Origin of the sequence: Sphingobacterium micropteri (assembly GCF_014692515.1) — a bacterium.
Classification (GTDB): domain Bacteria; phylum Bacteroidota; class Bacteroidia; order Sphingobacteriales; family Sphingobacteriaceae; genus Sphingobacterium; species Sphingobacterium micropteri.
Genome location: NZ_JACOIK010000008.1, coordinates 157,398 through 169,922 on the forward strand (window position 1 = coordinate 157,398; position 12,525 = coordinate 169,922).

A 12,525-nucleotide genomic window follows, 5' to 3' on the forward strand; every position below is an offset into this window, starting at 1 on the left:
AATTATCAATATGCATATAGAAGTTGCCCAAAGGTTGCAACATACGGAGGAATACTACTTTTCGAAGAAGTTGCGGGAAATCGACGAGATGAACAAGCGCGGGGCACAGGTGATTAACTTAGGTATCGGAAGTCCCGATTTGCCACCCCATCCAGATGTACTGCGTGTTTTAAACGAAGAAGCGAATAAAACCAACACACATGGTTATCAAAGCTATAAAGGAGCTGCTATTCTTCGGGAAGCGATAGCCAACTGGTATGCACATTATTATGACGTAAGCTTGAACCCACAAACGGAAATCCTTCCGCTTATCGGTTCAAAAGAAGGTATCGTGCACATTTGTATGACCTACTTACAAGAAGGTGATGAAGTGTTGATTCCCAATCCAGGTTACCCGGCCTATACAAGTGCTGTCCGTATAAGCGGCGCAACGGCTATTTCTTACGAATTAAACGCCGAGAACAGCTGGCAGCCTGATTTTGAAACTTTGGAACGCAGCGATTTAAGCAGGGTAAAGATGATGTGGATTAATTATCCCCATATGCCTACAGGTGCACCTGCGACCATGGAATTGTTTGAACGGATTGTAGCTTTTGGTAAGAAGCATAATATCTTGATATGCCACGATAATCCGTATAGCTTTATATTAAATGACAAACCACTCAGCTTAATGGCAGTGCCAGGCGCAAAGGAGGTGGCTATCGAATTAAACTCGTTGAGCAAGTCATCCAATATGGCGGGGTGGCGCATTGGCATGTTGATAGCGGACGAAAACCGGATCAACGAGATTTTACGTTTTAAAAGCAATATGGATTCGGGCATGTTTCTCCCTTTACAATCGGCAGCTGCAATGGCGCTTCGATTAGATTCATCCTGGTATTCAGAGCTCAATGCAGTATATGCAAAAAGACGGGAAAAGGTTTTCCATATTATGGATATCTTGGAATGCGACTATGACCGTTCGCAGGTCGGACTTTTCGTTTGGGCGAAAGTTCCCGACAAATATCCGGACGGATACGCATTAAGCGATGATATACTACATCACGCGCATGTATTTATTACACCAGGTGGGATATTTGGCAACGCTGGCAAACGGTATATACGCATCAGCTTATGCGCAACAGAGGCCGTATTGGAAAATGCTATCAAGCGAATAGAGACAGAATTAAAATTGGTATAAAAAATCAAAAATGAATATAACTATTGTCGGGGTTGGATTAATTGGGGGTTCTATTGGCATCCGGCTGAAAGAAACCCAGTTTGGAAAAAAGATAATCGGTGTAGAAAAAAACGAAGCTAACGCAAAAAAGGCATTACAATTAGGACTTGTTGATGAAATCCAGTCATTGGATGAAGCAATTGCATCTAGCCGAATTATTATCTTAACTGTACCTGTAGATGCTATCATGAACATGCTACCAGCTATTTTGGATAAGGTGACGGATCAAGTGGTCATTGATATGGGTTCTACCAAGGCAAATATCTTAAATTTGATAGCGAATCACCCTAACCGGGGACGTTATATCGCAGCGCACCCTATGACAGGTACGGAATATTCAGGGCCGGAAGCGGCGGTTCCTAATCTGTATAAAGGCAAGGTGATGGTCTATGTCGAAGCATTCAAAACAGATGAAGATGCTTTCGAGCTAGCGGATGCGTTGACAGATCAGTTAGAAATGAAAACAACGTTCATGACCGCAGAGGAGCACGATATGCATACCGCTTATGTATCGCACATTTCCCATCTCACTTCCTTTGCTTTAGCACTGACTGTTTTAGAAAAAGAAAAATCACAGGGTCGTATTTTTGAACTCGCAGGCTCTGGATTCGAATCCACGGTTCGCTTGGCAAAATCGTCTCCCGACATGTGGACGCCCATCTTTAAACAGAATCGCGCCAATGTATTAGAAGTATTGGAAGAACACATAAAGCAGTTACAAAATCTATATACGAAATTAGATAAAGAGGACTACGAAGGGTTAAATAAGCTCATCAAGAAGTCCAATAAGATAAAACGAATCATCAAATAATTTCACGCATAAACTTGCAAAACACACAACAATAGTATACTTTTGTTGCATTATTAATAAAAATGACTTATTTGTTCACACATCACGTCCATTTCCATCATCGCCATTTTGGCGATATGTAATGTAATGTGTTTCTACGTGAAGCAAAAACCCCGAGTTATCTTTCTTATATATTAATAATAGTAAACATTAAAAATCCTACATTTTGAAGAATCTTAAAATCGCTATCCAAAAATCGGGTAGATTAAATGAAAAATCAGTCCAATTGCTTAAAAACTGTGGTCTTGATTTTGAAAATTATAAAAGCTCCCTTATCACCACGGTAAATAATTTCAACTTGGAAATATTATTCCTTCGCGACGATGATATTCCCGGATATGTTGCCCAAGGCATTGCTGATTTGGGCATTGTTGGCGAAAATGTTATTGATGAATCCCAAGAAAAAGTCACCTATTTAGAAAGGTTGGGTTTTGGACGCTGCACCTTAAAGATCGGAATTCCAAAAGATTCGGATATACAACAACTTCAGGACCTACAGGGTAAAGCGATCGCGACCACCTATCCTAACATCCTCCAGGAATTTTTGGCGGAGCATAATCTATCAGCTGAGATACAACAAATTTCGGGTTCTGTGGAGATAGCTCCTGGCTTAGGGTTGAGCGATGCGATCTGCGATATTGTTTCTACGGGTGGCACATTAAAAAGTAACGGACTTAAACCCTTTGCCGATGTACGTCGTTCTGAAGCCATTCTTATCGGTCGCGAAGGATTGACAGAAAATCCTATATTATGTGAACTATTACAGCGTGTACGGTCTGTATTGCGTGCGAAAGAAACAAAATATGTGGTGTTAAATGTGGAAAAAAGCAATTTGCCACAAATAACATCGCTCTTGCCTGGTGTTAAAAGCCCAACAGTGGTGCCACTAGCAGAAGAGGGTTGGGTTGCTGTACACACCGTTATTCCTGAAGATGATTTCTGGGACAAAATCAATAAATTGAAAGCCGCAGGCGCACAAGGTATTGTGGTCATGCCGATCGAAAAAATAATACTATAATGTTAAAACAGTATTCCTTTCAAAGTTTAACCGTTGCAGATATTGAACAATTGGTTGCGCGCAACACCGACGCTACGCATGCCATTCAAGACGCTGTATCGCAGATCATAAACGACGTTCGCCAACGTGGCGATCAGTCTCTCCAAGAGCTGGCTTTAAAATTCGACAAGGTGCCATTGGAGCGGCTTTATTTAGAAAAAGACGATATTGCTAAATTGGCTACCACGATCACACGTGACCAACAGCGTGCGTTGGAGATAGCCTTTCAAAACATCCATAAATTCCACAGTAGTCAACTCCGTAGAGAACGCGTCGTGGAGACCATGCCTGGCGTAGAATGCTGGCGTGAGGTACGTCCCATCGAAAAAGTGGGGCTGTATATCCCTGGCGGATCTGCAGTTTTACCGAGCACCTTGCTAATGCTCGGTATTCCGGCGCGTATTGCAGGATGCAAAGAAATTGTCGTCTGCTCCCCACCACAACAGACGGGAAAGATAAACGGGTTTGTGGCGTACTGCCTTCAGCTCCTAAAAATTGATAAAATATACCTCGTGGGTGGTGCACAGGCGGTTGCCGCGATGGCTTATGGTACCAAAAGCGTACCTAAAGTGGACAAGATATTTGGCCCGGGCAATCAGTTTGTGACGAAAGCAAAGAGCATGGTCCAGAGCATAACAAATGTTAGTATAGATATGCCAGCAGGTCCCTCGGAGGTTTTGGTTATTGCTGATCATACCGCCCAACCAGCTTTTGTTGCAGCAGATTTACTGGCACAGGCAGAACACGGGCCGGACAGTCAAGCGGTTCTTGTAGCCACGTCTGCGGATATTATCCAGCGTGTTAATATCGAACTTAAAAAGCAGCTGGACGTATTACCTCGTGCGGAAATAGCACATATGGCCCTTAAAAATTCGTATGCCGTTGCGGTAAACGATTTACAGGAAGCACTTCATTTCTCCAATCAATATGCGCCTGAACATTTAATTTTGGAAACGGACGAATGGAAAAATTTGCTTCCACGTATTATCAATGCAGGTTCGGTTTTTTTAGGCCATCTTACCCCAGAAAGTGCGGGTGATTACGCATCAGGGACCAACCATACGCTACCTACGTCGGGCTATGCCCGTTCTTATTCGGGTGTATCGGTCGATTCCTTTGTCAAGAAAATCACGTTTCAGCATATCTCCCGTGAAGGATTGAACCATATTGGTTCTACCGTGGAGACTTTAGCAGAACTGGAAGGATTGCACGCACATAAGAATGCTGTAAGTATCCGAAAATAACACACGCAATTCTTATCGGTTTTCCTATCTTTGCTGCACATTTATCAAACAAAAGAGAAGAAAGTTTTGTTTTATCTCTGTTGGGTAAATACTTAAACAAACGAACAGCTTATTATGGCAGATAATAAAAAACACATTATCGTTGTAGGTGGCGGATTTGCCGGCATAAATTTCATCAAATCTTTAGGAAAAAATCCTGCCTACAAAGTGACCTTGGTAGATATCAATAATTACAATTTCTTTCCTCCGTTAATTTATCAAGCAGCGACTGCATTCATCGAAGCGTCGAATATCAGTATGCCTTTCCGTAAAATGTTTAAAAGACATAACGGCTTTTCTTTTCATCTCGGAAAGTTATTGAATATCCTTCCGGAGAGCAATGTTATCGAAACAGATACGGGTAACCTAACATATGACTACCTGATATTAGCGACAGGAACGGAAACTAACTTTTTCGGCATGGAGAATGTGAAGAAAAAAGCGTTTCCGATGAAGAATATCACCGATGCTTTAGCTATTCGTAATAAGCTGTTGCTAAACTTAGAAGATTACATTCAACGAAAAGATGACCCGAACCGTGAGGCTTATCTAAACATTGTTGTTGCAGGCGGCGGTCCTTCTGGCGTAGAAGTATCGGGCATGATTGCAGAACTTAGTGAACGTATCGTAAAAAAAGAATATCCGGAATTAGCGGGATTAAAACCCAATATCCACTTGGTAGACGCTGCACCAGCTCTATTAGGCCCTATGAGCAGTGTTGCTCAAAAAGAAGCACAGGAAGTTTTAGAAAAACTTGGTGTGGACATTACTTTGAATACTGCTGTTAAAGATTATGTAGATGATACCGTGATCCTGGCCAATGGTGCGGAAATAAAAACAAAAACATTAATTTGGACATCTGGTGTCATCGCCCGGGAGTTACCAGGACTACCTGCCGAAAAATTTGGAAGAGGACGCCGTGTACTGGTGGATCAGTTCAATGCCGTGCAGGGTTATAACAACATTTTTGCTATTGGCGACCTCTGCTTTCAGGATACGGATTCCAATTTCCCAAATGGCCATCCGCAACTCGCTCAAGTGGCGATGCAACAAGGTGTACGATTAGCGAAGAATATTATTGCGAAAGATCAAGGACAATCGTTAAAACCGTTCTCCTATGTAGACAAAGGAAGTATGGCTATTATCGCCCGATATCATGCCGTTGCCGACCTGCCAAAATTTTCTTTTACAGGTTTTTTTGCATGGCTTACTTGGCTGCTTATCCACCTCTTCCCTATTGCAGGCTTCCGAAATAGGTGGAAATTGTTGGGCAATTGGGTATGGTCTTTCTATTCGGCGAACTCAGGCCTTCGTTTAATTGTACGCAGTGAACGGAAACGGGATAATAATGAAGTAAGGACGAATATACACGGCTAATTTGATTTCTTAACATACATCAATAGATGCGATAAAGACTTATAGTAATTTTGTTTTATCAAAAAAATAGAAATAAAATGAAAAAGTTAACGTTATTTTTTACCTTCCTATTCGTCTCAATAGGATTGTTTGCGCAGACAACTTGGACGGCAGATCCGTATCATTCTAAATTAGGTTTCACCGTGACTCATTTGGGTATTGCTGATGTTCCGGGGCATTTTGGTACATACGACGTTTCTATCGTTTCAGCTAAAGAAGACTTTAGTGACGCTGTTATTGAATTGACCGTACAGACAAATTCGATCGACACCAGAGTTGAGCCACGCGACAACCATTTAAAAAGTGCAGATTTTTTTGATGTCGAAAAACATCCTACCATGACATTCAAAAGCACGTCTATCAAGAAATCAGGAAAAGATACTTTTACCCTACAAGGTAACCTCACTTTATTAGGTGTTACCAAACCGGTTACCATGACGATGAAACATCGCGGAACGACTCAAAACCCGAATGCTGACGGCGCCCCTGTAGCGGGTATCCAAATCACCGGACAAATCAAACGCTCTGATTTTGGCTTAGGTGCTGGCTTTCCTGCACCTATGATCAGTGACGAAGTACAAATCAAAGCTGATGGCGAATTTGGTCATAAAAAAGACTAAAAATAACGCTCATAAAGAATAAAAAGCTCAACATAGTTGGGCTTTTTTAATGGAACATACTGATGTAAACAGTATTCTCTTTAAAATAAACTTTTGCCGAACATTATGCAGGCCCCTATCCTGCTATTAAATCCGAATTAAATTTCGTAAATTTAAACTGTACAAATGATAACTAGAACCTTTGTTTATGAATATACTGCCTAAAATACCGTTAATTACGGTTGTTTTTTTTATCTGTACATTCGGTTTATCTAACGCCTTCGCCCAAAAGGTACATGTTGGCGTAAACCAAAGTTTATCCAGTTTCCGACAACGCGAGTTTAGTCCTGAAGGAAATTATCTCTTGACCCTTGATGATAAAAAAACAGCTATCTACAACATCCGAAAAAGACAATATATCAACTTTATCGACGTTCCGGAGAAAAGCTATATTATTCCTCGGGACGAACAATCCTTCTATCTCGCTCATCATGCGGAACAAAGGTACTCTAGAACTGTAAACTATCTGTATATAACACAATACAATTTTCATGATACCGAACCGCAGAAGACTGACTCGATATCCCTCGCCCCCTTTGCCGATATTGCCAAAGAAATCTATTACAACTCCTCGTTTCGGATAGCATCGCCCCAGATCTGGCACCATAATACAGAAACAAAGCAACTCTGTTTTATTGTGATGATCACAGAAAAAGCAACAGTTGCAGAAAGACAATACCTTGCTATTGTAGATTTGGATTCCTATACGTTAACGCTAAAAAACCTAGGCGTGCATCATCATGTGAACAGCATATCTACAGATGGTCAAAATATATTCGTAGCCACACCATCAGATATTCTCAAGTACGAAACACAGACCGATAGCTTATCCTATATCCCCCTTATTCGAGATGAAAAAGATGCCTATGCGACTATAAAAACAATGAACAACAAGTTACATATCCTGAGCAATAGCTATACGCTCTATGATTATGTTGAGGACAAAGTATTAGAAACCAAAAACATCACCCCGTATTTCTATGAAATGCCAGATGGCCGCTATTCGATAAGTAGCAATGAAAATTTCATAGTCACCAAGAACGACCATGTGTACCTGATCGATAATAGCAAACAAGGGAGAGCTGACTACAATACCTACAACATCGTCCAGATCAACGGTCATTCAAAACGTCCATTCAACAGAGCAGGTAGCCTTTCTTCATTTTCTGGTAAACACATCAGCTATAATAGCTCCTTAAATTTATTAGCGTTTAACGACGATATTTTGGACATAGATCATGGGTGCCTATTTTCCATGGTTGATACTTTACAGCAAAGAATAGAGGTCATAGAGTTTACGGACGAACCGGGAAATATATTGATCGGGAGATACAATGAGTTATTTGAAGTAAATTTAGCCACCCAGCAGATACGGTACACACCTACTGTCAACTTCCCTACTTACTTATCGAACATTGTATTTGGTAGAGAAAAAAACACGGATTATGACTTCAAGGATACCACATTAAGCTATTACAATAGTGATCTTGGAAACTATAGATACCCTGTTGTAAACTACAGGGATAAGTTACATCGCGTTTACAATATGCACAACCAGCCGGCCCATCTTGTCAATGACAGCCTATTTTATTGGTTTGCTTCGTATCAAAATAGTATCCCTTTGAACAATGGTAACACAGAACTGTCCGAAAACCAATATACATTATACGTCAGTAAAAACAACCAAATCAAGAAGATTGATCTCAGAGTCGATCTGACCAACTATTACGAAAATGACACAAGCCCTTTTATGGCATTTGACCATTCGAGGTTCATAGCGGATAAAAAACTCTTGGTTATCTTCTTTAATGCGGCCAATTATGGAAACCCTATACAACACTGGATAGATCTCGAAACAGGAGAAATCATCAAAACGACTAAATATAAGCTACTGACTTTTAAAAGTGACAATTCGATTTACCTCACCGAAGATGGCTTCTATTCCGCCGGCCATGAGAAAGTTGACATACCCTTTGACAATTCCCTACTGTCAGGACTACTACACGAAACAAATAAATCATACACCCATATCCGGAACAATACCTACGCATTTGCCAGTATATATGCAGACAGTGTATACCTTGTGGATTTTTCCAAAAAAAACCGTGTGTCTGTTCCTATCAAGGAAGGCGTCCACAAAATCATTAAAGATCCGCATTCGCCTAATCTCTTTATCCTGAACAAAATGGATCAACTGAGCATCTGGAACACGGAAACTCTGACGAACCCAATACATGTAAACATTTTATGTAAGTCCCGTTTTGATATTTCCAAAAGTGAAACGGTCATTGAACATCCAGAGACACTCCTATTATCATCCGATAATTTGTATGCAGCAACAGGCAGCTACAAATCTGCGCTATATTGGAATGCTGATTTCAACCCCGACTTCAACTATATAGACACGCACTACAATCGTCCAGATATCGTACTTCAGGACTTGGGTTATAGTGATCCGGATTTTTTAACACACATCGAGCAAATAATCGACAAAAGAATAGCACGAAATAAACAAACTACGCCGATCACACATGATATCAGATTTGACTATGCTAAAACCCCAAAACTATTGGTCAGCCCCGAACAGAAATTTGTCCTAAATGCATCTTTTGATGAACCGCTACAAAATGTAAAAGGCTATACCATCTATGTCAATGGAGTCAAATTAAAATTTGTCGAAAACCCAAAAAGCAATATTGTGATCGACAGCATCGAGCTATACAACGAAATAAACAAGATCAGTATTGTCCTAATCGATAAGAATGGCAATGAAACGACTGGCGATCATCAATATATCAAAGGATACCAAAAATCAAAAACAGATATTTACACCATTGCAATAGGAATATCCAAATACCAAGACAGCACGTACAACCTGACATATGCACGCAAAGATGCTGAAGATATCAGTTCGATCTCGCAGGCACTATACACCTACGACAATCAATACAGCTTACAGATACATGATAGCGAAGCGACTTTGGAGAACATCCTATCCAAGACAAAAGAATTTCTTCGTCATATAAAACCAACAGACCAAGTCCTTATCTATTTTGCCGGACATGGGCTGCTCGATGAGGACAAAAACCTTTACTTGGCACCTCATGACATGAAATTCGACAAACCGGCAGACAAAGGCTTGTTGATAGACGACTATCTAAACGTGTTAGAAAATGTTCCATCGTTGTACAAATTACTGATCATGGATGCTTGCCATACCGGTTTGGATGAAGATTATATTACACCTGTGTATTACGAATATAATGAAGAGGAAGATCTAAAAATCATTAAACGTGGTTCGATCGCCCAATCAACCGGTAAAAATAAGCCCCAATTAATAGACTTCGCATTCGAAACCCTAAACCAAGGTAATGGCATCGACATTATTGCTGCCTCTAGTGCGAGCGAGTATGCCATCGAATCAGCCAGTGCGAACAACGGTATATTCACCTACAATTTTATCAACAGCCTGCTGAACATAAACAACGACATCGATCAAAACAAGCATTTGGACGTGTACGAGATCATTAAAGACGCTTCTTTAAATACGTTGAAGATGACCCAAGGTCAACAAAGACCCATGTTAAGACAGGCTAACCAAGATTTCAAGAACTATCTGATTGAGATTAAAGACACCCGAGAAGGGAAGATATTTGAAGCGGCAAAAGGATTCGATGATATCAATTATCTACAAACGGCAATAAAAGATGGGTTTGATCTGAACAAAAAACAATCGGGACTAACCTTATTAATGTACGCTGCGAGACAAAATAACCTTCAAGCGATCAATGTATTGCTTCGCAACAATGTAGATATAGAAGAAGCATGGTATTTCGATAGACAACCGGCCATCTACTTTGCAGCCTATAATGATCATACTACGGCAACTGAAGCCTTGCTGAATGCCTATAAACAAAGACAGATTCGTATCAAATTATCACAAAACAGTCTGGACAATATCCAAAAAAAATCAAAGAAATGCTATGAAATGATACTCTCGGAAGTTGATATTGTAGATTGAGAAATCAAGTCGATATGAAATTTAAACGAATATTATGAACAAATTAATAATAGCTGTATTGGTGGTATTTGCTTTTGGAGCGATTGGAAGTACGGGTTCAGAAATACCCTTGGGGAAACAGATAAAAGTACTACAGATAAATGCATGGCATGCCGCAACTGCTGTCCCCAACGGCTTTAACGGACTACTCGGAATTATCGAGCAAACCGATGCGGATATCGTTTTACTCTCCGAAACAAAGAACCACGACAATAATGTCATCAACAAGTTAGTAGACACCTTACAGTTACTAGGCAAGACATATTACGCAGAAACCAGTGACGGAAGCGCAGGTTTAATATCGAAGTATCCCATAGAAAGTGCAAACACGTGCTGTGCATCAGCGGCGCAAGGATCTATGGCGAAGGCTTATATACCCGTTGGAGGACAGAAATTGGTTGTCTATTCTGCGCATTTAGACTATAAACATTACGAATGTTATCTTCCCCGCGGTTACAGCGGAGTCAGTTGGAAGAAAATCGCCTCTCCTGTTGATAATGCAGACTCTATTTTAGAAGCCAATCGACTCTCGGAAAGGGACGAATCGATCAGCGCTTTTTTGAAAGATGCTAAGGTTGAAATTGAAAAAGGAAATCTGGTTTTATTGGGAGGCGATTTTAATGAGCCCTCCCATTTGGATTGGCAAGCAGATACGAAAGATCTTCGGGATCACAATGGTCTGGTTATTAATTGGGATTGTTCCGTTATGCTTTCGCAGATGGGCATGGTTGACTCTTATCGACAAAAATTTCCGGATGCCGTTAAATACCCCGGTTTCACATTTCCTTCTGCTAACAATGCGGTAGCGGTCGACAAACTCACTTGGGCGCCAGAAGCGGATGAACGAGATCGCATAGACTTTATCTATTATTATCCCAACTCAGCATGGTCGTTGATAAATGTGTCTATTGTAGGACCGGAAGAAACTGTTGTGCGAGGAAAGGTAAAGAAAAAGGACTCGGAAGATTCTTTTATCGTTCCAAACGATGTGTGGCCAAGTGACCACAAAGGTAATTTGGCTACATTTATGATTGAATGAGATGTGATGTTACATTAAAAGACAAGTTTAATTCAACTTTTTAACATCGAATATCATTTTTGCCCTCTCAGCATCTTCATGTGGATTTGAAATCTCTATCTTCCCCATCTTTGATAACATCTTCAATCGATGATAAAGGAAAAGGTCTCCAACAACTCCACCGCCAAACTTTTCCCATATAGTAAAAAGCGTATTAGCGACAATAAGTGACGAACGTTGCGTTGTATTATTACATTTACTCAACAGTAATTCGTCAAAAAAGGTTTCATTACCAGACACATACTTTCCAGACTTGTCAAAAATATGCACAGCAGATACATCCTCGCGAATGTTATCCCAAAGAGACACAAAAGCTTGTTTGTCAGCTGCGCTTAATTCTACAAAATATTTAGAGGCTTCAGGAATATTATCCACACACATTACTTGTAGCGTATTAATTTCAAGTTTTGTCCCCTTCTCGTTCCGAAATTCCATCTTATCGAAATTAAGTTTATAAATAGGAATAAGTTGTCCCTGTAGGTGGTAGAGTAGTCTCGCAGCCGTAATTTTTTCGTCAGCTTCATCACCAAGCCATAGGTAAATGGCATTAAAATCAACGGCATTGTTCATCAACCTAGTCAGAAGATTTAGATCATCGTCTATAAAGGTAGAACCTCCCTCCAATTGAATTGATCCAAAAACATCTTTCATCCAAAGCTTTCTACGTTTGATTGTTTCTGTATCTTCAAGGTCACATAGTGGCCCCTGAGAAAGCGGGTCGGTGAAACCGAGTATCTCGCCTTGCTTAGTATTAATTAATTGACTCTCTTTAAGTACGGCATTCCCTGAGAAGCCAAAAGTGATGTGTAAATCTTTTCTAAGCATAAATTTAATTGTGGTTCAACATTTTCTCTAAATCCAAATTATCTTGGCAACAGCTTACGACGATGGCTGATTTTTTAC

9 protein-coding genes are annotated in these 12,525 nt (G+C 40.4%); 8 read left to right on the forward strand and 1 reads right to left on the reverse strand.

Translation table 11 applies throughout. The features are described from left to right. Window positions 1-10: 10 nt before the first annotated feature. From H8B06_RS12525 to H8B06_RS12560, 8 genes are all read left to right on the forward strand, one after another. Window positions 11-1,180, forward strand: coding sequence for a pyridoxal phosphate-dependent aminotransferase (locus tag H8B06_RS12525; protein ID WP_190994614.1), 1,170 nt, complete (start codon window positions 11-13; stop codon window positions 1,178-1,180). Between the two features lie 10 nt (window positions 1,181-1,190). After that, window positions 1,191-2,030 carry a prephenate dehydrogenase gene (locus H8B06_RS12530; protein WP_190994615.1) on the forward strand — a complete coding sequence of 280 codons (840 nt, stop codon included), beginning with the start codon at window positions 1,191-1,193 and terminating at the stop codon, window positions 2,028-2,030. Between the two features lie 205 nt (window positions 2,031-2,235). Beyond that, the gene (hisG, locus tag H8B06_RS12535) at window positions 2,236-3,087 is read left to right on the forward strand and encodes an ATP phosphoribosyltransferase (RefSeq protein WP_190994616.1); all 852 of its coding nucleotides are present in this window, start codon (window positions 2,236-2,238) and stop codon (window positions 3,085-3,087) included. Continuing rightward, a complete protein-coding gene (gene hisD, locus H8B06_RS12540) occupies window positions 3,087-4,370 on the forward strand; it encodes a histidinol dehydrogenase (RefSeq protein WP_190994617.1) in 1,284 nt (427 codons plus the stop codon). Before hisG ends, hisD begins: the two co-directional genes overlap by 1 nt. Window positions 4,371-4,484: 114 nt before the next feature. Continuing rightward, complete coding sequence (locus H8B06_RS12545) at window positions 4,485-5,786, forward strand: NAD(P)/FAD-dependent oxidoreductase (RefSeq protein WP_190994618.1); 1,302 nt, start codon at window positions 4,485-4,487, stop codon at window positions 5,784-5,786. 77 nt (window positions 5,787-5,863) lie between these two features. After that, window positions 5,864-6,445, forward strand: a complete 582-nt coding sequence (locus H8B06_RS12550; protein ID WP_190994619.1) for a YceI family protein — start codon at window positions 5,864-5,866, stop codon at window positions 6,443-6,445. Window positions 6,446-6,632: 187 nt separating this feature from the next. Continuing rightward, window positions 6,633-10,505 (forward strand): caspase family protein, encoded by a 3,873-nt coding sequence (locus H8B06_RS12555; RefSeq protein ID WP_190994620.1) that lies wholly within the window; start codon window positions 6,633-6,635, stop codon window positions 10,503-10,505. A 34-nt stretch (window positions 10,506-10,539) separates the two neighbouring features. Beyond that, window positions 10,540-11,583, forward strand: a complete 1,044-nt coding sequence (locus H8B06_RS12560; RefSeq protein ID WP_190994621.1) for an endonuclease/exonuclease/phosphatase family protein — start codon at window positions 10,540-10,542, stop codon at window positions 11,581-11,583. Between the two features lie 27 nt (window positions 11,584-11,610). On the opposite strand, the gene H8B06_RS12565 is transcribed toward H8B06_RS12560, so the two are convergent. Continuing rightward, window positions 11,611-12,447 carry a DUF1835 domain-containing protein gene (locus H8B06_RS12565; RefSeq protein WP_190994622.1) on the reverse strand — a complete coding sequence of 279 codons (837 nt, stop codon included), beginning with the start codon at window positions 12,445-12,447 and terminating at the stop codon, window positions 11,611-11,613. Between the last annotated feature and the right edge of the window lie 78 nt (window positions 12,448-12,525).

Bases quoted from the DNA above. Each gene is read 5' to 3' on its own strand.
- H8B06_RS12525 (WP_190994614.1), top strand. From the start codon at position 11: ATGCATATAGAAGTTGCCCAAAGGTTGCAACATACGGAGGAATACTAC.
- H8B06_RS12530 (WP_190994615.1), top strand. From the start codon at position 1,191: ATGAATATAACTATTGTCGGGGTTGGATTAATTGGGGGTTCTATTGGC.
- hisD (WP_190994617.1), top strand. From the start codon at position 3,087: ATGTTAAAACAGTATTCCTTTCAAAGTTTAACCGTTGCAGATATTGAA.
- H8B06_RS12545 (WP_190994618.1), top strand. From the start codon at position 4,485: ATGGCAGATAATAAAAAACACATTATCGTTGTAGGTGGCGGATTTGCC.
- H8B06_RS12550 (WP_190994619.1), top strand. From the start codon at position 5,864: ATGAAAAAGTTAACGTTATTTTTTACCTTCCTATTCGTCTCAATAGGA.
- H8B06_RS12555 (WP_190994620.1), top strand. From the start codon at position 6,633: ATGAATATACTGCCTAAAATACCGTTAATTACGGTTGTTTTTTTTATC.
- H8B06_RS12560 (WP_190994621.1), top strand. From the start codon at position 10,540: ATGAACAAATTAATAATAGCTGTATTGGTGGTATTTGCTTTTGGAGCG.
- H8B06_RS12565 (WP_190994622.1), bottom strand. From the start codon at position 12,447: ATGCTTAGAAAAGATTTACACATCACTTTTGGCTTCTCAGGGAATGCC.